This window comes from Natronohydrobacter thiooxidans (assembly GCF_001884735.1).
GTDB lineage: Bacteria > Pseudomonadota > Alphaproteobacteria > Rhodobacterales > Rhodobacteraceae > Roseinatronobacter > Roseinatronobacter thiooxidans_A.
This window is the reverse complement of the sequence record NZ_MJAP01000001.1, coordinates 57,215-78,368: the sequence shown is the minus strand read 5'-3', so window position 1 is coordinate 78,368 and position 21,154 is coordinate 57,215. Positions and strand designations below refer to the sequence as shown.

The 21,154-nt window shown below is 64.0% G+C and carries 16 protein-coding genes and 2 tRNA genes; 9 read left to right on the top strand and 9 right to left on the bottom strand.

Annotated elements, in window-relative coordinates; genetic code table 11:
- Positions 1-25: 25 nt before the first annotated feature.
- Genes BG457_RS00385 through BG457_RS00370 form a run of 4 tightly spaced genes read right to left on the bottom strand, consistent with a single transcriptional unit; the run spans position 26 to position 6,734 of the window.
- Positions 26-379 carry a hypothetical protein gene (locus BG457_RS00385; protein ID WP_071794961.1) on the bottom strand — a complete coding sequence of 118 codons (354 nt, stop codon included), beginning with the start codon at positions 377-379 and terminating at the stop codon, positions 26-28.
- A gap of 44 nt (positions 380-423) precedes the next feature.
- Positions 424-1,038: an enoyl-CoA hydratase/isomerase family protein gene (locus tag BG457_RS00380; protein WP_071794960.1), complete on the bottom strand. Its 615-nt coding sequence runs from the start codon at positions 1,036-1,038 to the stop codon at positions 424-426.
- A gap of 12 nt (positions 1,039-1,050) precedes the next feature.
- A complete protein-coding gene (locus tag BG457_RS00375; protein ID WP_084657342.1) occupies positions 1,051-4,902 on the bottom strand; it encodes a translocation/assembly module TamB domain-containing protein in 3,852 nt (1,283 codons plus the stop codon).
- The gene (locus BG457_RS00370; RefSeq protein ID WP_139257481.1) at positions 4,902-6,734 is read right to left on the bottom strand and encodes an autotransporter assembly complex protein TamA; all 1,833 of its coding nucleotides are present in this window, start codon (positions 6,732-6,734) and stop codon (positions 4,902-4,904) included. The genes BG457_RS00375 and BG457_RS00370 overlap by 1 nt, the downstream gene beginning before the upstream one ends.
- Positions 6,735-6,905: 171 nt before the next feature.
- Here BG457_RS00370 and ahcY point away from each other — a divergent pair, with 171 nt between their 5' ends.
- The 3 genes from ahcY to BG457_RS00355 all read left to right on the top strand — a co-directional run bounded on the left by ahcY (position 6,906) and on the right by BG457_RS00355 (position 11,757).
- Complete coding sequence (gene ahcY, locus BG457_RS00365) at positions 6,906-8,294, top strand: adenosylhomocysteinase (protein ID WP_071794958.1); 1,389 nt, start codon at positions 6,906-6,908, stop codon at positions 8,292-8,294.
- A 208-nt stretch (positions 8,295-8,502) separates the two neighbouring features.
- Positions 8,503-10,632, top strand: coding sequence for a polyribonucleotide nucleotidyltransferase (pnp, locus tag BG457_RS00360; protein ID WP_071794957.1), 2,130 nt, complete (start codon positions 8,503-8,505; stop codon positions 10,630-10,632).
- Between the two features lie 195 nt (positions 10,633-10,827).
- Positions 10,828-11,757, top strand: a complete 930-nt coding sequence (locus tag BG457_RS00355) for a calcium-binding protein (RefSeq protein ID WP_175546692.1) — start codon at positions 10,828-10,830, stop codon at positions 11,755-11,757.
- A gap of 63 nt (positions 11,758-11,820) precedes the next feature.
- Here the strand turns inward: BG457_RS00355 and BG457_RS00350 are convergent, their stop codons facing one another.
- Both BG457_RS00350 and BG457_RS00345 read right to left on the bottom strand, forming a co-directional pair.
- Positions 11,821-12,540, bottom strand: coding sequence for a response regulator (locus BG457_RS00350; protein ID WP_071794955.1), 720 nt, complete (start codon positions 12,538-12,540; stop codon positions 11,821-11,823).
- Positions 12,537-13,043, bottom strand: a complete 507-nt coding sequence (locus BG457_RS00345; RefSeq protein WP_071794954.1) for a MarR family winged helix-turn-helix transcriptional regulator — start codon at positions 13,041-13,043, stop codon at positions 12,537-12,539. Before BG457_RS00345 ends, BG457_RS00350 begins: the two co-directional genes overlap by 4 nt.
- A gap of 154 nt (positions 13,044-13,197) precedes the next feature.
- On the opposite strand from BG457_RS00345, the gene BG457_RS00340 reads away from it, so the two are divergent.
- The gene (locus tag BG457_RS00340; RefSeq protein WP_071794953.1) at positions 13,198-14,067 is read left to right on the top strand and encodes a branched-chain amino acid aminotransferase; all 870 of its coding nucleotides are present in this window, start codon (positions 13,198-13,200) and stop codon (positions 14,065-14,067) included.
- 7 nt (positions 14,068-14,074) lie between these two features.
- Positions 14,075-14,695: a glutathione S-transferase gene (locus BG457_RS00335; RefSeq protein WP_071795108.1), complete on the top strand. Its 621-nt coding sequence runs from the start codon at positions 14,075-14,077 to the stop codon at positions 14,693-14,695.
- On the opposite strand, the gene BG457_RS00330 is transcribed toward BG457_RS00335, so the two are convergent.
- Both BG457_RS00330 and BG457_RS00325 read right to left on the bottom strand, forming a co-directional pair.
- A complete protein-coding gene (locus BG457_RS00330; RefSeq protein WP_071794952.1) occupies positions 14,671-17,223 on the bottom strand; it encodes a cation:proton antiporter in 2,553 nt (850 codons plus the stop codon). The genes BG457_RS00335 and BG457_RS00330 overlap by 25 nt on opposite strands.
- Before the next feature lie 88 nt (positions 17,224-17,311).
- Positions 17,312-18,175 carry an N-formylglutamate amidohydrolase gene (locus tag BG457_RS00325; protein ID WP_071795107.1) on the bottom strand — a complete coding sequence of 288 codons (864 nt, stop codon included), beginning with the start codon at positions 18,173-18,175 and terminating at the stop codon, positions 17,312-17,314.
- A 150-nt stretch (positions 18,176-18,325) separates the two neighbouring features.
- Here BG457_RS00325 and BG457_RS00320 point away from each other — a divergent pair.
- Positions 18,326-18,400 (top strand) — tRNA-Val (locus BG457_RS00320).
- Positions 18,401-18,467: 67 nt separating this feature from the next.
- Positions 18,468-18,593 (top strand): type B 50S ribosomal protein L36, encoded by a 126-nt coding sequence (ykgO, locus tag BG457_RS00315; protein ID WP_071479794.1) that lies wholly within the window; start codon positions 18,468-18,470, stop codon positions 18,591-18,593.
- A 267-nt stretch (positions 18,594-18,860) separates the two neighbouring features.
- On the opposite strand, the gene BG457_RS00310 is transcribed toward ykgO, so the two are convergent.
- Positions 18,861-18,936: transfer RNA gene (locus BG457_RS00310), tRNA-Lys, on the bottom strand.
- A 130-nt stretch (positions 18,937-19,066) separates the two neighbouring features.
- On the opposite strand from BG457_RS00310, the gene dapF reads away from it, so the two are divergent.
- Both dapF and mtaB read left to right on the top strand, forming a co-directional pair.
- On the top strand, positions 19,067-19,900 hold the full coding sequence (gene dapF / locus BG457_RS00305) for a diaminopimelate epimerase (protein WP_071794951.1): 834 nt from the start codon (positions 19,067-19,069) through the stop codon (positions 19,898-19,900).
- Positions 19,897-21,147, top strand: coding sequence for a tRNA (N(6)-L-threonylcarbamoyladenosine(37)-C(2))-methylthiotransferase MtaB (mtaB, locus tag BG457_RS00300; RefSeq protein WP_071794950.1), 1,251 nt, complete (start codon positions 19,897-19,899; stop codon positions 21,145-21,147). The genes dapF and mtaB overlap by 4 nt, the downstream gene beginning before the upstream one ends.
- The last annotated feature ends 7 nt before the right edge of the window (positions 21,148-21,154 follow it).

The window sequence follows — 21,154 nt, the reverse complement described above, 5'->3', positions numbered from 1 at the left end:
AGTTTCAGAGTGTTTCCGGTGTGACTCAGACAGGGACAGGGGGCGCGCGGCTCTGGTGCCAGATACCTGCAGACCCCCGGTGATGCAGGGTTTCGCCCTGCGTCAGGATCATGCGCGCAGGGTGCAGCTCCGGCGGCGCGGTCGGGGTGCTCTCCGGCAGAAGCGCCGCCGGGGTCAGGATACAGTCGGGGCAGGGCAGGGTCAGTTCGACCGGTTCGCCATCCGCATTCAGCGTGATCCGCACCAGCCCGTAGCCGGTGCAGATGACCATCGCGGTCGCGCCCAGCGACTGATGGCGGGCCTGCGCATGGCCGATACTGGCCAGCGCGACAGACAGCGCCAGCGCCAGGGTCAGTGATATGCGCATCAGGGCTTGCATGACAGGGCTTCTATCCCGCGCGCGCCCCGCTGCAAAGCGCGATATCACGGAATGAGGCGTTTGATCGCAGCGACATGCGCCGCTGTGGCGGATTGCGCATCCGCGCACAGGGCGCGGGCATCGGCAAGCAGCTGGTCCGGCGCGCTGATACGGTCGATCAGACCCCAGTTCAGCGCCTCTTGGGCGTCGATCCGGGCGCCCGCCATCAGGATCATCCTGGCACGCGCAGGCCCGATCAGCGCAGCCATCCGCACCGGATCCGAGGGTTGCGGCAGAAAGCCCAGTTTCATCACCGGATAGAAAAACCGCGCCTCGGGCACAGCCAGCCGCAGGTCACAGGCCAGCGCCATGCCGAAAGCGCCCCCGGCCAATGTGCCGTTCAGCGCGGCAATGCTCAGGCATTCCGCCTGCGCGATCCGACCCGACAGCTTCTCCCAGAGCGGCGAGGTGGCAAGCCCCGCGCGGGCCTCATCCAGATCGGCCCCGGCGCTGAAGACGCGGCCTTCACCGGTCAGGATCAGCGCGCGCGCGCCCGCCTGTGTCGCGGCGTCGATGGCGTCGCAAAGCTGTTCCAGCATCGCGGCGGTCAGGGAATTGGCCTTGTCGGGGCGCGCGAGGGTGATGGTCCAGATACCATCCGTCTGGTCAATGCGGATCAAGGGGCGGGTTCCTTAGTAATCGCGTTCGAAAAACAGGCCGACACTGGCGCGGCCCTGATTATCGACCCGTCCGCGCGCGGTCAGCGACGGCGACAGGTCGATATTGATCGACACTTCGCTGCTGCCCTGCGGGCTGACCTCGACATCGGTATAGATATTCTCGGTCAGATAGCGCCCCAGCCGGATCGAGGTTTCGCCATCCTCATCGGTGCGCACATCCAGATCATCCAGCCCGATATTCTGGCGCAGACGCTCAAAGATCCCCTCGCCGCGCCCCGAGAGCGTGGCGATGGAAGAGGCCAGTTGCGCGGCCTGCAACAGCGAGAGCGACTCGAAGCCGCGCCCGAAGAGAAGCAGCGAGACGATCTCTTCCTCGGGCAGTTCAGGGACAGATTCGAAGCGGATCTCCGGCGCGTCGACGCGGCCTTCGAGTACGATCCGGGCGAGAACGCCGCTTCGCTCGGTCGAGGCGACAAGGCGCACATAGGGCACGAAATCCCCTTCAAGACTGGCAAAGCCCTCGTTCAGATTGAAGCGGTTGCCCAAGAGATCAAGCCGCCCCCGGATCAATCCAAACTGGCCGATGGGAATCAGGTCGGCAGTCGTGCCGGTCAGCCGCAGCGTGCCACCAAGTTCGGCGTCCAGCCCGCGTCCGCGAATGAAGATCCGGTTTGGCGCATCGACGCTGATATCCAGTCTTGCCGGGTTGGGCCGACGGCCAAAGGTTTCGCCTGCAAAAATCCCGGCCCGGTCGCGGGTCGCGCGCACAGCGGCTGCGTCGCCCTGATGGGTGATATTGGGCGGGATATAGCCGCGACCGGCCAGTCCCACACGCGGGATCCGGATCTCGGTGCGGTCCAGCGACAGCGCGCCTGTGATATCCGGCCCCTGGGTCAGATTGCCGGTGATGGCGACATCGCCCGACACGGTGGTATCGAAAAGCTGCGGATTGACGATGCGCAACTCGTTCAGACTGGCGCGCAGATCGCCAGTGATGGGCGCGCCCAGCCCGATCGTGCCGTCCAGCGCGACGGAGCCGCCGGTCGCCGCGCGACCGCGTACCGTGACCGTACTGCGCGGCCCGTCAAGCTGGGCAGAGGCCACAATATCAGTGATACGCAGGTTGTTGCGGGGCAGCACCAGCGTCACATCACTCGCTTCGGCCGTACCGCGCAGCGAGGACAGCGCCAGCGGTCCGCTCAGCGTGACATCAAAACGCGCGGGCCCCTGTATAGAGCGCGGCTCCAGCCGGGGATTGATCAGCGCAAGATCCGTGCTGCCGGTGGCGCGCAGATCGCCGGTCAGATCGCTGGCAATGCTGCCGCTCACCTGCGCGGTGAGCCCGGCTGGCCCGCTGACCCCGAGGTCCAGCGCATAGGCCCCGTCCGTGTCGCGCGCGCTGCCCGAAACCGAGAGGGCACCGGTGATCCCGGGCACCAGAACGGCAAGATTGTTCAGCCGCGCATCAATCTGCAATTCCGGGCGCCCGTCGGCAATGCGCCCCGTGACCGTCCCGTTCAGCTGCGACCCGGCCAGCGTGAGCGTTTCCAGCAGAATCTCGTCCGGGCGCTGCACCACTCTTGCGTTCAGCCGATGCGTGCCGGTCAGCAGATTATCCGCGGTCGGTGCGCCAAGGCGCAGGTTATTGGCCACTGCATCCAGCGCCAGATGCCGGGTCTCGCCCTCTTCGCGCAGGCTCGCTTCCGCGGTGATGCGCCCGCCAAGTCCGGGGCGGATCGCACTCAGATTGGGCAGGGTCGCGCGCAGCTCAAGGCGCGAGGCACCGGGGTCATAGCGCCCTTCGGCGCTGGCCTCTATGGCGTTGTTCGACAGGCTCAGACTGGTCAGATCGAAGGCCGTGCCATCGCGCTGCCCGTCCAGCGCAAGGGTCGTCTCGCCGCGCAGCAGACGGTTCACATCCTCCTGCCCGACGGTCAGGTCGCGCGCCACGGCCTCCAGCGTCAGGCGCTCGGCCTCGCGCGGGCCACGCAGCGCAATCTGCGCATCCAGCGCGCCGCCAAAGCCATTGCCCAGCACCGCAATATCGGCAAAATCCACCTCGCCGCGCAGATCGATCTCGCTGCCGGTGATCGTGCCGCGCAGATCGCTGCGCAATGTGCGGGCCTCGGCCTGCAAGCGGCGCAGCGAAATCGTGCCATCGGCGCTATGCGCATCAATCGTGATCTGGCTTCGGCCCGACAGCAGCGCATCCAGTTGCGCCTGATCCAGTGTCAGATCCTGCCCGGAGATCTCGGCGGCGACCATGAAACGGTCGCGCTCCGGCCCGATCGTGGCATCAACCTCGGCCGTCACCGCACCCGATAGCGGGCGACCCGCGAGCGTGGACAGGCGCGAGACATCGCGGAACTGGCCCTGCGCATTGGCAAAGATCACACCATCTTCCAGCCGCGCGCGGCCATTCAGGGCATAATCGCGCCCTTCAAGCAGGAAACCGGGCAACAGCAAGGGCCGCCCTTCGCGCCACAGAAGCGAGGCAGAGCCGGTAACGGAATTGCCCAGCGCCGCGTTCAGCCCCGGATCAGCGGCGGCAAGACCCAGCGCCGAGAAATCGATCAGCGCGTCGATCACATCGATATCTTCGCCGAACCCGTCCGAGGTGATCCGCCCGATCCCGTTGACGAAAAGGCTTTCGACCGTGAAATCCTCATTCTCGAAACCCAGCAGGTCCAGAACCAGATCCCAGTCTTCATTGACCGAAGCATCGAAACCAAGCCGCAGATTGGCGCTTTCAATCGTAGTACGCCCACCGGGGACGGGCAGAAGCACACGCTCGCCCGCCGGATCCTCGACCTGCCCGCGCAGGTCGATCAGTTCGGGCAGCCGGTCCGCGCCCAGATAGAACCGCCCGCTGAGCGCCAGCCTCTGCGTCTGGATATCCAGATCATCAAGCCGCAGACGCCCATCCTCGAACCGTCGGGCCTGGGTGCGAAGCCTGCTTTGCGGCCCAAAAAACGGGTGGAATTCCGGGTCCATAAGCGGGCGCAGATCGCCGCTCAGATCCAGCCTTACAGCCTGGGCCACATCCTGTAGCGCGGTCTGGAGCTGAAATTCCCCCTCGACACGCGGTACGCCATCGGTCGCAAGCGTGATATCGGCGGTGAAATCCGAAACCGGCCCTTCGCCCGCGATGGTCAGCGCGGCAGAGGGCGCATCGGGGATGCCAAGCAATGAGACCGCAAGGCCACCGGCAGCTTCTTCGGCAGAGAGATCGACCGACAGGATGCGTGTCGCGTTGGAAAAGCCCGCATCCAGCCGGATCAGCCCGTCGATCTCGTCGATGCGCTCGATCCGCAGGCTGGCCGTGCCTTCGCCATCCGCAAGTGCTGCATTGCCCCGGATACTGGCGCGCAGCGGCTCGCCCAGCACATCGGGGCCAAGGATCACCTCGTCGATCTGCATCTGGTCCAGATTGACCGAAACCGGCAGTTCCGGCAGTTCCAGCCGGGGCAGGGTGAACAACTCGTCGCTTGGCTCGTCGCTGACCGGGGCGCGCAGGATGGTGACGCGGCGGGCGGAAATCTCCGCGATCTCGATCCGGCGCTGGAACAGCGCAGCGCGGTTCCATTGCAGCGCCGCGTCCTCGATCAGCATCCAGACGCCGATCTCATCCTCGATGGAAAGCTCGTCGAAGGTCGCGCGCGAGGACAGCGCCCCACGGAAGCCGCCAAGACGTACTTCGCGGCCCGCCCCCGAGAGACTGTCCTGCAACAATCTGGTCAGATATCCCGCATCACTTTCATCGGCGCGGGGCAGCAGCTCTTCAAAGTCCTGCGCCTGTGCGGCAGGGGCAAAGCCCAGCATCAGGCCCAGAAGCAGGGCCGGGAGAAGGCGCAGCAGCCGCATCAGAACGCCTGCCCGATGCCAAGGTAAACCTGAAAGCCCCGCCCGGTGGGGCCCGCGACCGGGTAGCCCACATCCAGCCGCAGCGGGCCGATCGGCGTGTCATAGCGCAGCCCCAGTCCAGCCCCCGCATGCCAGTCAGACGGGCCCGAGAACGTACCCTGCGAGACATAGCCCGCATCGGCAAAGGCCACGAGGCCAATCGTTTCGGTGGCCCGCATCCGCATTTCGCCCGAGAGTGCGGCAAAGCCCTTGCCGCCCGAGCGCACGCCGCCCACATCGACCCCCAGCGAGCGGAAAGGCTGGCCCCGCACGCTGCCGCCCCCGCCCGAATAGAACAGGAAATTGCGCGGGGTGCGGTCAATCTCGGCGCCCAGTATGGCACCGATCTGCGCCCGTCCGGCCAGTACGAAACGGTCGTCATTCCCGAAACCGCGATATGTGCGCGCATCCGCCGTAAGCCGCGCGCCGCTATCGGTGCCTTTCAGCCCCAGAAAGGGTGTCAGTTCACTCTGCAGATAGAAGCCGCGCGTCGGGTTGCGCTCGCTGTCGCGCCGGTCCCAGGTCAGCGAGAGCGGCAGCAGCACCATCCGGTAATCGCGCCTTGTGGCGAAGCCCGGCCCGAAATCGGCGCGCTCGGCCAGAAGGCCCAGACCCGCGCCGAAGGTCAGCGTGTCGCTGTAGCGATGCTCCAGCCGAAGGTCGAGTCGCAAGCGGCGGGCTTCGAAATCGGATTCGTTCTCGGTCTCGATCAATGCCCCGAGTTTCAGCGTCGTTTCCGGTGTCAGCGTTGCGGGCCGGGCATATTCCAGCGCAAGCTGGTAATCGAGCTTGCCACTGCGCGCGCCGATGCCGCCGACCATGGCTTCGATGCGAAAGCGTTCCGCCCCGCCCAGAAGATTGCGATGCAGCCAGAAGGCACCCAGCTTCCCGCCGCGTTCCGTATCATACTCGATAGAAGCGCCGATCCGCCGCAGCGGCGCCTCGACCAGCGCCGCGTCGATATCGAGCGTGCCATCGGGGTTGATCGCATCGGCATCGCGCAGCGCGACCGAAGAGAATGTCCCGGTGCGGCGCAACCGCTCGGCGGCGCGCTGGATCTCGCGCGGGGAATAGACATCACCCGAGGGCAGGCCCGCGATCTTGTGGATGCGCGCGGTGCGGGTGCGCACATGGCCATCGGGGCGCAATTCTCCGAAACGCAGACGCGGGCCGGGGGCGATCTGCACGGCCACATCCAGCGTATTGCCGGGATGGCGCGCGGTGATCTGCTGATCGGTGGGTTCGGCCTTGGCATGGCCCTGGGCGCGCCAGCCCTCGACGGCATCGCCCGTCGCATCGCGGATCACGGTCGAGCGCGCGACTTCTCCACGCGCAAAATCTGACGGCAGGGAAGTGCCCTGCGCGAGCGGGCCAAGCTCAGTGCGGCCAAAGACGAAGGCAGGGCCGGGCGTCAGGATCACGTCGATCTGCCGCACAGACGAGGGCGGCGTCAGCGGTGAGATATCGGCGGCCTCGCGCCCGTCGATCCGGACCGAGATCACCGGCGCATAATAGCCCTGCTCGTAGAAGATGCCGATCAGCTGCCCGTATTCGGCACGCGCAATCGTATAGAGCTCGAACGGGTCACTGACCCCCTCATTCTGCGCGCCCTGCAGCAGCGAGGCGCGGCGCAGCGCGCTTTCCAGTTCCGCGTCCTCGCCCTGCACCCGGAACTCCAGCGCATCGAACGCCTCTGCCCGGAGCGGCGCGAGCAACAGAACCGCGATCAGCAACAGGGCCGGAAACAGGCTGGCCCGGAAGGAAGGGGGTATGCTCAAACGATGAACTGGCACTGACGCGTCCTTGATCCCGTATGGCCCGACAATCGCAGATCGGACCGAAGCCTACAACTGTAAAGGCGGGCAGAACAGGCGTGGGTCTGCGCGCAATGGCTCTGTCTTGCCGATGTGACCCCCTGATGCTATGTCGCCGCGCAACGCCACTCATGCAAGGACATTGAACTTATGGCAGATGATTACATCATCAAGGATATTGCTCTGGCAGAGTTCGGCCGCAAGGAGCTGGATATCGCGGAAACCGAGATGCCCGGCCTGATGGCGCTGCGTGCGGAATATGGCGCGGCACAACCGCTGAAAGGCGCGCGCATCGTGGGTAGCCTGCATATGACGATCCAGACCGCCGTCCTGATCGAAACCCTGACCGCGCTGGGCGCCGATGTGCGCTGGGCGTCCTGCAACATCTATTCGACGCAGGACCATGCGGCGGCGGCAATCGCGGCAGGCGGCACGCCGGTTTTCGCCATCAAGGGCCAGACGCTGGAAGAGCATTGGGATTATCTGGACCGCTCCTTCCAGTTCGCTGACGGCGCGAATATGATCCTCGATGATGGCGGCGATGCAACGCTTTATGTGCTGCTGGGCGCGCGGGCCGAAGCGGGCGAGGATATCATCCCGGCCCCGCAATCCGAAGAAGAAGCCGTGATCAAGGCGCAGATCCTCAAGCGCATGGCGCAAAGCCCCGGCTGGTTCACCCGCACCCGCGATGCGATCAAGGGCGTGTCGGAAGAAACCACCACCGGCGTGCACCGGCTCTATGAATTGCACAAGACCGGCAAGCTTCCCTTCCCTGCGATCAATGTCAACGATTCCGTCACCAAGTCGAAATTCGACAATAAATACGGCTGCAAGGAATCGCTCGTGGATGGCATCCGCCGCGCCACCGATACGATGATGGCGGGCAAGGTCGCGGTCGTCTGCGGCTATGGTGATGTCGGCAAGGGCTCTGCCGCCAGTCTGAAAGGCGCAGGCGCGCGCGTGATCGTGACCGAGATCGACCCGATCTGCGCGCTTCAGGCCGCGATGGACGGGTTTCAGGTCACGACTCTGGAAGATGTGGTCAAGACGGCGGATATTTTCGTCACCACCACCGGCAACCGCGACGTGATCCGCATCGAGCATATGCGCGAGATGAAGGATATGGCGATTGTCGGCAATATCGGCCATTTCGACAATGAAATTCAGGTCGCGGCGCTGCGCAACCACAAATGGACCAATATCAAGGATCAGGTGGATATGATCGAGATGCCCTCGGGCAATCGCATCATCCTGCTGTCGCAGGGCCGCCTGCTGAACCTTGGCAATGCGACCGGCCATCCGTCCTTCGTGATGTCGGCCAGCTTCACCAATCAGGTGCTGGCGCAGATCGAGTTGTGGACCAAGGGCGAGGAGTATGCGCCCGGCGTCTATCTGTTGCCCAAGGCGCTGGATGAAAAGGTCGCGCGCCTGCATCTGGAGCGCATCGGCGTGAAGCTGACGGAACTGCGCGACGATCAGGCCGAGTATATCGGCGTGCCGGTCGCGGGCCCGTTCAAATCCGAGCATTATCGCTACTGACACAGACACCATGTCAGACGCGCAAGCGGGAAAGCCCCACGGCTTTCCCGCTTTTCTTATGCGCGGTTTTCCTGTATGGCGCGGCGCATCTGAGACGTGACGCAGGGGCCCCGGCGTGATGCTGGATGATTGGGGTCGGCGGCAATGGGGCCGCCATAGGAAACGGAAAGGCCAGAGGGCTGGCGCTTTCCCTGAGGAACCGCAAGAGATGTTCAATATCGTTACCAAATCCATCCAGTGGGGGCAGGAGACGCTGACACTGGAAACGGGCAAGATTGCCCGTCAGGCCGATGGCTCGGTCGTGGCCACGCTGGGCGAAACCAGCGTCATGGCCAATGTGACCTTCGCCAAAGCCGCGAAGCCGGGGCAGGATTTCTTCCCGCTGACCGTACATTACCAAGAGAAATACTATGCCGCAGGCAAGGTGCCCGGTGGCTTTCTGAAACGCGAAGCGCGTCCCTCCGACAAGGAAACGCTGACCTCGCGCCTGATCGACCGTCCGATCCGCCCGCTCTTTGTCGATGGCTTCAAGAATGAAGTTCTGGTCATCTGCACCGTGCTGTCGCACGATCTGGTCAATGAACCCGATGTGGTTGCCCTGATCGCGGCTTCGGCCGCGCTGACGATTTCCGGCGTGCCCTTCATGGGCCCGGTTGCGGCGGCGCGCGTGGGCTTTGTTGATGGCGAATATGTGCTGAACCCCGAATGTCAGGACATGGAAAAGCTGCGCGAGAATCCCGAGCAGCGGCTGGATCTGGTCGTGGCCGGCACCCGCGACGCGGTGATGATGGTCGAATCCGAAGCCTATGAGCTGACCGAGGCCGAGATGCTGGGCGCGGTGAAATTCGCCCATGAAAGCTATCAGCCGGTGATCGACCTGATCATCGCTCTGGCCGAGGATGCCGCAAAAGAGCCGTTCGATTTCACGCCGCCGGATTATTCCGAGCTCTATGCCGCAGTGAAAGCCGCAGGCGAGCCGCTGATGCGCGCCGCTTTCGCACTGCGCGACAAGCAAGAGCGCGTGAGCGCGATTGCAGCCGCGCGCGAGGCGATCAAGGCGGGCCTGAGCGAAGAGCAGCTGGCCGATGAGAACCTTGGTTCGGCGATCAAGAAGCTGGAAGCCTCGATCCTGCGCGGTGCCGTTGTGAATGGCGAGCCGCGTGTGGACGGGCGCGACACCAAGACCGTGCGTCAGATCGTGGCCGAAACCGGCCTTCTGCCGCGCACGCATGGCTCGTCGCTCTTCACCCGTGGCGAGACGCAGGCGCTCTGCGTGACCACGCTGGGCACCGGCGATGACGAACAGTTCATCGACGCGCTGACCGGCACCTCGAAATCCAGCTTCCTGCTGCATTACAACTTCCCCCCCTATTCGGTGGGCGAGGTTGGCCGCTTCGGCCCTCCGGGGCGTCGCGAAGTGGGTCACGGCAAACTGGCATGGCGCGCGCTGCAAGCCGTGCTGCCCGCCGCGACCGATTTCCCCTACACGATCCGCGTCGTCTCCGAGATCACGGAATCGAACGGCTCTTCCTCGATGGCCACGGTCTGCGGCTCGTCGCTGTCGATGATGGATGCGGGCGTTCCGCTGAAATCCCCGGTCGCCGGTGTGGCCATGGGTCTGATCCTCGAAGATGATGGCCGTTTCGCTGTCCTGACCGATATTCTGGGCGACGAGGATCACCTCGGCGACATGGATTTCAAGGTTGCGGGTACCTCGGACGGCATCACCAGCCTGCAGATGGATATCAAGGTTGCAGGCATCACCTTCGAGATCATGGAGCAGGCGCTGGCGCAGGCCAAGGATGCGCGCATGCATATCATGGGCGAGATGGCACAGGCGCTGACCGCGCCGCAGGGCTTCAGCCAATATGCGCCCAAGATCGAGACGATGCAGGTGCCGACCGACAAGATCCGCGAAGTGATCGGCACCGGCGGCAAGGTGATCCGTGAAATCGTCGAAGTGTCGGGCGCGAAGGTCGATATCAACGATGACGGCACGATCAAGATTGCCTCGAACGATCAGGCCGCGATCCAGAAAGCCTATGACATGATCTATTCGATCGTGGCAGAGCCGGAAGTGGGCAAGATCTACACCGGTCGCGTGGTCAAGCTGGTCGATTTCGGCGCTTTCGTGAACTTCTTCGGCAAGCGCGACGGTCTGGTGCATGTCTCGCAGATCGAGAACCGCCGCCTGAACCACCCTTCGGATGCGCTGAAGGAAGGTCAGGAAGTGAAGGTCAAGCTTCTGGGCTTCGATGACCGCGGCAAGGTCCGTCTGGCCATGAAAATGGTCAATCAGGAAACCGGCGAGGAAATCGTGGGCGAGCAGGCGGAATAAGCCTGACATCGCTGGACTGAAAGACAGAGCCCCGGGCATCGCCTCGGGGCTCTTTTTGCGTTCAGGCCCGGACTGAGTCGTGGTGAAAAAAAGATTGACGAATCAAAAGCTTTCGGGACTTCTCACAAAAGCGTTATTTTTGGGGGTATGATGGAATATTTGTTTCTATTTTTAGGCATTGGCGCGCTTTTGGCGATGACTGTTTCCTTTGACGGCAATTCAGAGCCCGAACCGGAAGACGACGACCTGACGCTTGAGCGCGACGAGGACGGGCGTTTCATTCTGCATGGCACATCGGGGGCAGATCTGATCCTGCCAATGGATATCGAAAATGCGCAGCAGATGGTCCAGGAGCAAGAACACCACCTTGCGCGTCTGGACGAGATTCGCGGCGGCGCTGGCAATGATACCATCGTGGCGGATGCCTATGGCCACCCCGACGATGATCGCCATCTCTCCGGGCAGGACGGGATGCGGATCTATGGTGGGCCCGGAGATGACCTGATCATCAGCCATGGCACTTTTTCCAACACGCTCTATGGCGGTGGAGGCGATGATACGCTGATCGGGGTCGGTGCGGATATGCATGGCGGATCAGGTGATGACCTGATCATCGCGCGCTCATACGATCTGGGCGAGGAAGCGCGGGTGATGACCCTGCGCGGCGGTCATGGCGATGATACGATTGCCGTTGTCAATGGCTATGCGGACATCCGGGGCGGAGAGGGGTCCGATACATTCATTCTCGAATATGATCGCCCCGCAGTTGATGATCAGCAAGCCCCTCCATTCCCGCTGGAGCGTGGTTTCCCTGGAATCGGAGATGTCGTGATTCGCGACTTCGACCCCGAAGAAGACAGGCTCGTCGTGCTGCTACCGCCTCAGGGCAGCGAGAATGTAGAGCTGGAATCGATCTCGCGCGAGGGCGAGCATACACGCATCCTGCTGCGCGTGGATATCGCCCCCTATTTCGAGTTTGAGCAGGGGACGACATTCCGGGCGGCCATCTTGCTGCAGAATGTCGATGTCGTGGATGATGTGGAACTCAGCGTCACCGAGGATGGGGTCATTCTGTCGGTCAATACACCGCCCGAAGTGCCTGTTCTGCCAGCGCTTCCGGTTTAACATCCAGCCTGCGGTCCGAGCGGCCTTCGCGCCGCTCTGATCCGAAGGTCTGTCACCAGCGGATCAATCCGTCACCAGCACATACCCCGCCCCGCGCACGGTCTGCAGATGGCGCGGGGCCTTGGGGTCGCGCTCGATCTTGCGGCGCAGCCGGGTGATCTGCACATCCACCGCGCGTTCCTGCCCGACCATGCCGCCATGCGCGGCGCGGTCGCGGCTCAGATGCTCGACCAGCGCCTCGCGGGTGATCACCTCGCCGGGGTTCTGGCAAAAGAGCCGCATGATCGCCGCCTCGGTCTGGGTCAGCCGCACCGGGGTATCGCCGCGTTTCAGCTCGCCCCGTTCCAGATCATAGCGCAGGGCACCAAGGACCAGCATCTTCACCTGCACCGCCACCGGGTCCGGCTGCGGGCTGCGGCGCAGGATCGCATTGATGCGCAGCAGCAATTCGCGCGGCTCGAACGGCTTGGGCAGGTAATCATCCGCCCCGGCTTCCAGCCCGGTAATGCGGTCCTCTGCCTCGCCCCGCGCGGTCAGCAGCAGCACAGGCATCGACCCCTGCGCACGGATATGGCGGGTCAGGCTGATCCCGTCCTCGCCCGGCATCATCACATCCAGCACGACCAGATCGAAACTCAGCCCCTGCAGCAGCCGCCTTGCATGGGCGGCATCGCGCGCCGCCGTGACCAGATAGCCGTTGCGCAGCAGGTATTTCTGCAACAGCGAGCGGATGCGGGTGTCGTCATCGACGATCAGCAGATGGACCGGCGTTTCAGAACTCATGTCCGGCGCTCGCGCAGCGTGTTGTACTGGCGGCGGATCTCGTCATCCATCATCGCTTCCAGCACCTGCCGGAACCCTGCCACGGCCTGCGGCCCTGCGGCGCGATAGGCCGCGCGCATGCGTTCGCGCTGGGCCTCGGACAGGGCGCGCTCCAGCGCGGCACCGGCTTCGGTCAGATAGAGATTGCGCTCGCGCCGGTCGGTCTTGCCGATACGGCTTTCGACCAGCCCATCCTCGATCAGGGTGCGCAACACGCGATTGAGCGATTGCTTGGTCACGCCCAGAACCAGAAGCAGGTTATTGACCGTCGTGCCATAGGTGCGGTTGATGAAATGCAGCGCGCGGTGATGCGCCCGGCCATAGCCATGTTCGTCCAGAATACGGTCAGGATCCGCCGTGAAGCCGCGATAGGCGAAGAACATCGCCTCGATCCCCTTGCGCAACTGCTCGTCGGTCAGGAACAGCAGGTTCTCACCGCTGCTATTTGTTGGTCCGTCGGCCATTGGCACGCCCCTTCACCTCTGCGGGCATTTTATGTCAGCCTTGTTGACATTCCAAGTGCGAATTGGTAGCGATTCCCCGAAATCGCGTAACTTTATGCCCGTATCGGACCTAATTTGCGCAATATATGAAAATCGCGGTCTAGAGGAGGCACGCATGGCTGGCGGGTATGATGACAGGGACGGACAGATCTGGATGGATGGCAAGCTCGTGCCCTGGCGCGATGCGAATGTGCATATCCTGACCCATGCGCTGCATTATGCCTCCTCGGTCTTCGAGGGCGAGCGCTGCTATTCGGGCAAGATCTTCAAAAGCCGCGAACATTCCGAGCGCCTGCTGGAATCGGGGCGTCTGCTGGACATGAAAATCCCCTATACGGTCGATCAGATCGAAGAGGCCAAGGCCGCTGTTCTGGCCGCCAATGGTCTGACCGATGCCTATCTGCGTGCCGTCGCATGGCGCGGCGCGGGCGAGGATATGGGTGTCGCAGCCCGGCGCAATCCGGTCCGGCTGGCGATCGCGACCTGGGAATGGGGCGCCTATTACGGCGATGCCAAATGGCAGGGCGCGAAGCTCGATATCGCCAAATGGAAGCGCCCCTCGCCCGAGACGATCCCGACCGCCGCCAAGGCTGCAGGGCTCTACATGATCTGCACCATGTCCAAACATGCCGCCGAGGAAAAGGGCTGCTCGGACGCATTGTTCATGGATTATCGCGGCTATGTGGCCGAAGCGACCGGCGCCAATGTGTTCTTCGTCAAGGATGGCGAAGTGCATACGCCGATCCCCGATGCGATCCTGAACGGCATCACGCGCCAGACCGTGATCGCGATGCTGCATGATATGGGGATCGTGGTGCATGAACGCCATATCCTGCCCGAAGAACTGGCAAGCTTCTCGGAATGCTGGCTGACCGGCACCGCCGCAGAGGTAACACCGGTGGGCCAGATCGGTGAGTATCATTTCCAGGTCGGCCAGATGACCCGCAAAGTCGCCGAGACCTATGAGGCGCTGGTGCGCGCCTGAGCGCGCCATGCCCCGGCCGGTCCTCTGGTCCTTTCGCCGCTGCCCCTATGCCATCCGCGCGCGGCTGGCCATCCGGTGCAGCGGCGTGCCGGTCGAGTTGCGCGAGATCGTGCTGCGCGACAAGCCGCCCGCTTTCCTTGCCGCCTCGCCCAGCGCGACCGTGCCCTGTCTGGTCACGCCCGAGCGCGTGATCGACGAAAGTCTTGATATCATGCATTGGGCGCTGCGCCAGAATGACCCCGAAGCATGGCGCGACATGCCGCCCGAGGGGGCGGACTGGATCACGCGCTGCGACGGGCCGTTCAAGCACGCGCTGGACCGGGTGAAATATGCCAGCCGCTACCCGCAGGATGACCCGGCGCAGCATCTGGCCGCAGCACGCGCATTCCTCACCGATCTGGAGGCGCAGCTTGACCTCTGGCTATTCGACCGCCCCACGCTTGCGGATATGGCCATCCTGCCCTTCATCCGCCAGTTCGCCCATATCGACAAACCGTGGTTCGATGCGCAACCTTGGCCCCACCTGCAGGGCTGGCTGGCGCGGTTCATGGCATCAAATGCCTTCGCAGCCGTGATGCCGAAATTCCCGCGCTGGCAAGAGGGTCAGCCCGGCCTGTCATTCCCCTGAACGCGGCGCTTGTGCCACTGCACCGGCGCTGCCGGGATTTCCGATTTCTCAAACGTGATGCCCCGCAACTCAGCGCTGTGCAGTACCGCCTCATACAGCGTGCGATTGCGCGCCAGCAGGCGCTTGAAGCGCGTCTCGTCCAGCGACAGCAGCGTGCAATGGCTGATGGCGCTGATCATGGCGCGGCGGGGTTCGCGGGTCAGCATCCCGATATGCCCGAAGAACTCCCCGCTGCCCAGCCGCAGCTTCTGGCCCTTGCGCTCCATCTCGACCGCGCCCGAGGCAATGAAATAGACACAATGGGGCACGTCCCCCTTGCGCAACAGGATCGTGCCGGGTTCCACATGCTGCGTGCGCAGCGCACGGGCAAGCTGGCGGCGCTGGATGTCCGACATGTCCTGAAACAGCGGAAATGTGCGCAGGAACGCATCCTTCTGCAGTGCGAAGTCCAGATGCGGGCGGGCCTCGATCCGGGTGCGGCGCGTGGAAATGCGGCCAAGCAGGGTCGCATGCAATTCGCGGCTGATCAGCCCGTCATCATGTAGCTGCTCATATTCCCGCTCTTCCAGCCGCAGCGAGGTGCGGCGGATGAAACGGCGCTCCATTTCCTCGGCATAGCCGGGATATTGCAGCCGCAGCCCCTGCAATGCGGCATCGGTTTCCTCTTCGCGCCGGCGCAGCAATTCATGCAGCAGATCGGCCACCCGGCGCCCATGGATGCGCCGGATCTTGCTGTCGATATAGCCATGCAACTCGCCAAGGATCAGCCGCTGGTTCATCAGGATCTCGAAACGATCCGCCGTCATCTGTTCCAGGGGCAGCGACCAGCGCAGCCGGTTGTGCAGCCAGACCGCCAGCCGGTACCAGCCACCATAGCCCAGGCTCCTGCGGGCCGCAGCGCGGTATTCATTGCGCCCGCCGCCGCGGGTCTGTTCCATCAGCCGGTCCACATCCGACAGCATCCGGTCCACCAGCCGCGCCGAGAAAAGCTGCTGCCGGAAATTCTCGATGATCAGATCGCGCTCGCGCCCGGCCAGCGCCACCAGCCCCAGCGTGATACGGTCGCGGTCGGGGATTTCCTCAGCGGCCTCGGCCAGTTCGACCGCCTCGTCCAGCCGTTCGGCGAAGCGCTTGGCCTCCGAGCGGATCACATCCTGCGGCAGTTGGTAGTCGCGCGCGGTCTCGGCGATTTCCTCGCGCACATTCTGCAGCGCGACCGCGATCACCTGATGCGACAGCGCCTGATCCAGACGCGGCAAGCGGTTCAGCCCCAGCCGTGCGATCATCCAGCGCAGGCTTGTCCCCTGCACCAGCAGCGTGAACAGCGTGAACCCGGTCGCCAGAATACCCACCTCGCGCTTGATATCCGGCGGCACCAGCGCGCTCTCGGTGACAGCCAGCGCCAGCGCCAATGTCACCGCGCCGCGCAACCCCCCCCAGAGGATCGCGGCGCGGTAGGCTGGTTCCACCTGCGGCGACAGATGCAGAAAACTGAGCGCGGGCAGCATGCCCCATAGCAGCAGCGCCCGCGCCCCGAAGGCCGCAGCGATCATCACCAGCAGCAGATACAGATCCGACAGGCGCAGATCGCCCATCAGGCGCGGGATCAGCAGGGCCGCCAGAATGAAGATCAGCGCCCCCGCCCAATAGGCCAGCACATCCCAGACCTCGCGCAGATAGGCCCAGCTTGCCGGGGCGATGCGCCCCGGCCCCATCAGATTCAGCGCCAGCCCCGATACCACGACCGCAATCACCCCCGATGTCTGCAGCAGCTGTTCGGCGACGATATAGGTCAGATAGGGCAGCGCCAGACTCACCGAGATTTGCGCGCGCTCGAAACCCGGCATCAGCGACATCAGCGCAATCGCCAGCCGGGCAAAGACCAGCCCAAGCATCACGCCGCCGATCACCAGCCAGGGAAAGATCACCAGCGCATCATTCAGGCTCGGATCCGGCACGCCCAGCATCACGAAAGTCATGAAAAACCCAAATAGCGCGATGGCGGCAGCGTCATTGAGCAGGCTTTCGCCCTCGACAATGCGCGTCAGCCGCTGGGGGGCGGCGATATTGCGGAAAATGCTGACCACCGCGGACGGGTCGGTGGTCGAGACAATCGCGCCGATCAGCAGACAGGCCGTCAGCGGCAGGGTGGTAAACGGCGTCAGCGCATAGCCGATGATCACGGTCGAGGCGACCACCGCCCCCACCGCCATGACCAGAATCGGCATCCAGTCATCCAGCATCCGCCTTGCATTGACCATGAGTGCGACCTGAAACAGCAGCGTCGGCAGCAGCACATAGAGAAAGATATTCGAGCGGATCGGCAGTTCCAGCAGGCGCAGATAGGTCGGGTTCATCGTGCCCGCCAGATCGCTCGACAGCATATAGACTGCCAGCCCGCCGATCACCGCTCCCATGATCGCGAGCATCACGGTAAATGGCAGGCGCAAGCGCTCGGCCAGCGGCTCGGACAGGCCGATGATGATGAACAATGCGGCAATAGCGCCGACAAGTGCGATGATATCCATAACCTGCACTATAAGCCACAGATCAGCGCAAGCGACGGGATTCACTGCAAATTGCGTGCAATTGGGGCATTTTTTGCCGGTGCTGCAGCTATTCTGCCGCGAGTGCCATCCTGTCCGGCTGCGCGCGGCCCAGATCCACAAGCTTGCGCACGATCTGATCCATCACGCGCTGGAAGCTCTCGAAACTGTCATTCGGCGCGACGCGGCTCTCGTCAAGATAGAGCCCGCGATCAATCTCGATCTGGATCGCATGCTGCCCGATCGAGGGCGTGCCATGGCGCTGTGTGATATAGGCCCCGGCAAAAGGCGAGTTGCGCGCGACCCGCAGCCCCGCATCCGCGAAAACAGCGGCGACGGATTCGGTGATGGCGGAATGGGCCGCCGCGCCGAATCGGTCGCCCAGCACGATATCGGGGCGCAGCGCATTATGCTGGCGGCTCATGCTGACCGCATCGCGCGGCATGGAATGCATATCCAGCAGGATCGCGCGGCCGAATCGCGCGCGCTGCGCCGCCATCAGCTCATCCAGCTTGGCGTGATAGGGGTGCCAGAACCGCCGCAACCGGTCCTCGGCCTCGGCGCGGGGGATCTTGCCGCGATAGATCGCACGCCCGCCCGCCACCACGCGCGGAATCACCCCCAGCCCCGAAGTGATGCGCGGATTAAGCCCATGCGCGGCCACACCCGCGATCAGCGCCGGGTCCAGCTCGCTTGCGGCGCGGTTGTAATCGACATAGGCGCGCGGCACGCCGCCCAGCAGGACCGGCGCGCCCGCAGGGCTGGCTTCGCGCAGGAAACAGTCCACATAGGCATCCTCGGAAGAGCGCAGCGCGGTCGGTTCCAGAATCGCACGGTCAAGCAAATCCGCCGGATAATCCCGCCCGCTATGGGGCGAGGCGAAGACCACAGCGCTGCTGGGGGTGAGGGCCGGAATATATTGATAGGCTTGCATTTCGGGATCACTGTTTTTTTGACTATAGACCAAGCCTTTCCTGTTTCGAAAGCCCTTGATCATGGCCGCGACTCCTTTTATAGGGCATCTCAATTGACGCGGGCTTGTTGCCGCGTCCCTTTTGTTTGGGGCGCAGGAATGATCCGCTCAGGGCGCGTAGCTCAGTGGTAGAGCACTACGTTGACATCGTAGGGGTCACAAGTTCGAACCTTGTCGTGCCCACCATTCACCCCTGCTTCACTGGCAGGATAACCCTCAAGGCGCGCGTGCGCCGCGAACAGGAGATAGGCCGATGAAGGTCAGAAACTCGCTCCGGTCGCTCAAGCAGCGTCACCGCGATTGTCAGATCGTGCGCCGCAAGGGCCGGGTCTATGTGATCAACAAGACCCAGAAGAAATTCAAGGCCCGTCAGGGCTGAGGATTTCCGCGATCAGGATTTCATGAAAACCGCCCCGCGCCTGCGCCGGGGCGGTTTTCGTTTGTGGCGACTCCATTGGCCGGGGCGGGCGCGAGTCTCCTGCAGACCCGGCCACCGCAGCCGGACCGAAATTTCCCGCCCGCCGGGGGCGGCGGTCTGTGAAACCATGTAACGGGGGAGAGCGCCGGACCGGGCCACTGCAAACACGCGCCATCCATCCGCGACTCGCGCCGCAAGAAATTGATATCGCTGCATGTTTCTAAAACATGGTGAGCCCGACAGGATTCGAACCTGTGACCCACTGATTAAAAGTCAGTTGCTCTACCAACTGAGCTACGGGCCCACACATTGCGCGCTACTTAGAAAAGCCCCGGCACGGGGTCAAGGGCTAATCTGCCGCAATATGCGGGAATCGTATCGGCTGTGGCGCAAGATGTCTGGTCAGATGCGCGTCCCGCGCTTATATCGCCGCCATGTTCGGAGAAACCACCCCTCTCGCCTTCGCCAAGATGCATGGCGCGGGCAATGATTTCGTCGTGATCGACTCGCGCGCCCGCGCGGGCGGCGTGGTCACGGCTGAACTCGCGCGCGCCATCGGCGACCGGCATCGCGGGGTGGGCTTTGACCAGTTGGCCGAATTGCGCGCCTCGGACACAGCGGATCTCGATCTCGATTTCTGGAACAGCGACGGCTCGCGCGCGGGCGCCTGCGGCAATGCCACCCGCTGCGTGGCCGCCTCGGTGATGAATGCGCGCGGCACCGACAGGCTGACGATTCGCACCGCGCGCGGGCTTTTGCACGCCGAACGGCGCGGGGCGCAGGTCTGGGTCAATATGGGCGCCCCGATCCTCGACTGGCAGGGCGTGCCTCTGGCGCGCGAAGTGGATCTGCTGCATCTGCCGCTGCCTGGGGGTCCGGTGGCGGTGGGCATGGGCAATCCGCATTGCATCCATTTCGTGCCCGATGCCGACGCGGCCCCTGTCGCCCTGCGCGGGCCCGAGGTCGAGCATGACCCGCTTTTTCCGGAAGCCACCAATGTCGAATTCGCCTCGCTGATCGCGCCCGACCATCTGCGCCTGCGCGTCTGGGAACGCGGCACCGGGATCACGCTGGCCTGCGGCTCCGGGGCTTGCGCGACTGCCGTGGCCGCCCATCAGCGCGGGCTGACCGGGCGGCGCGTGGTGATCGAGGCCGATGGCGGCAGGCTGGAAGTGGACTGGCGCGAGGATGGCGTCTGGCTCACCGGCCCGGTGGCGCATGTCTATGACGGGCTGTTCACGCCCGCATTTCTGGCGGACGGGGCATGAGCGCGCCACGTTTCACCACCCTTGGCTGCCGACTGAACGCCTATGAGACCGAGGCCATGCGCGACATGGCCGAAACAGCGGGCCTGCGCGATGCTTTGGTCGTCAATACCTGCGCGGTGACGGCGGAAGCCGTGCGCAAGGCGCGACAGGAAATCCGCCGCTTGCGCCGCGAGAACCCGGATGCGCCCATCATCGTCACCGGCTGCGCGGCCCAGACCGAACCCGAAACCTTCGCCACCATGCCCGAAGTGACCCGCGTGATCGGCAATTCCGAGAAGATGCGCCCCGAGACATGGGCGCAGATGGTGCCCGACCTGATCGGCGCCACCGAACGGGTGCAGGTCGATGATATCATGTCGGTGCGCGAAACCGCCGCGCATCTGATCGATGGGTTCGGCACGCGGGCGCGCGCCTATGTGCAGGTCCAGAATGGCTGCGATCACCGCTGCACCTTCTGCATCATCCCCTATGGTCGCGGCAATTCGCGCTCGGTGCCTGCGGGCGTGGTGGTCGATCAGATCAACCGGCTGGTGGCGCAGGGCTATCTGGAGGTGGTGCTGACCGGGGTCGATCTGACCTCCTGGGGCGCGGATCTGCCGGGTGGCCCGCGTCTGGGCGATCTGGTGCGGCGCATCCTGCGGCTCACCGATGTGGCGCGGCTGCGGATTTCCTCGATCGATTCGATCGAGGCCGATGAGGCGCTGATGGAGGCGATCGCCTCTGAGCCCCGCCTGATGCCGCATCTGCATCTCTCGCTGCAGGCGGGCGATGACATGATCCTGAAACGGATGAAACGCCGCCATCTGCGCGAGGATGCGATCCGCTTCTGTCAGGACGCCCGACGCCTGCGCCCGGATATGGTCTTCGGCGCCGATATCATCGCGGGCTTCCCGACGGAAACGGATGCGATGTTCGACAATTCGCTGCGGCTGGTCGAGGACTGCGACCTGACCTTCCTGCATGTCTTTCCCTTCAGCCCGCGCAAGGGCACGCCTGCGGCGCGCATGCCGCAACTGCCGGGCAATGTGGTGAAAGCGCGCGCGGCGCGGCTGCGCGCAGCGGGGGCGCAGGCACTGGAGCGGCATCTGCGCGCGCAGATCGGGCTTGAGCATCAGGTGCTGATGGAAGCGCCGGATATGGGCCGCACCGCGCAATTCACCGAGATACGCTTTGAGACTGCCCAGCCTGTCGGCGCGATCATCGCCGCGCGGGTCAGGGGCCATGACGGCAGCCAGCTTCTGGCGTGACAGGTAA

Coding starts and splice junctions, on each gene's coding strand:
- ykgO (WP_071479794.1), top strand. CDS start 18,468: ATGAAGGTCAGAAACTCGCTCCGGTCGCTCAAGCAGCGTCACCGCGAT.
- BG457_RS00385 (WP_071794961.1), bottom strand. CDS start 379: ATGCAAGCCCTGATGCGCATATCACTGACCCTGGCGCTGGCGCTGTCT.
- BG457_RS00330 (WP_071794952.1), bottom strand. CDS start 17,223: ATGGATATCATCGCACTTGTCGGCGCTATTGCCGCATTGTTCATCATC.
- BG457_RS00375 (WP_084657342.1), bottom strand. CDS start 4,902: ATGCGGCTGCTGCGCCTTCTCCCGGCCCTGCTTCTGGGCCTGATGCTG.
- BG457_RS00350 (WP_071794955.1), bottom strand. CDS start 12,540: ATGAGTTCTGAAACGCCGGTCCATCTGCTGATCGTCGATGACGACACC.
- BG457_RS00340 (WP_071794953.1), top strand. CDS start 13,198: ATGGCTGGCGGGTATGATGACAGGGACGGACAGATCTGGATGGATGGC.
- mtaB (WP_071794950.1), top strand. CDS start 19,897: ATGAGCGCGCCACGTTTCACCACCCTTGGCTGCCGACTGAACGCCTAT.
- BG457_RS00335 (WP_071795108.1), top strand. CDS start 14,075: ATGCCCCGGCCGGTCCTCTGGTCCTTTCGCCGCTGCCCCTATGCCATC.
- BG457_RS00345 (WP_071794954.1), bottom strand. CDS start 13,043: ATGGCCGACGGACCAACAAATAGCAGCGGTGAGAACCTGCTGTTCCTG.
- dapF (WP_071794951.1), top strand. CDS start 19,067: ATGTTCGGAGAAACCACCCCTCTCGCCTTCGCCAAGATGCATGGCGCG.
- BG457_RS00325 (WP_071795107.1), bottom strand. CDS start 18,175: ATGCAAGCCTATCAATATATTCCGGCCCTCACCCCCAGCAGCGCTGTG.
- BG457_RS00355 (WP_175546692.1), top strand. CDS start 10,828: ATGACTGTTTCCTTTGACGGCAATTCAGAGCCCGAACCGGAAGACGAC.
- ahcY (WP_071794958.1), top strand. CDS start 6,906: ATGGCAGATGATTACATCATCAAGGATATTGCTCTGGCAGAGTTCGGC.
- pnp (WP_071794957.1), top strand. CDS start 8,503: ATGTTCAATATCGTTACCAAATCCATCCAGTGGGGGCAGGAGACGCTG.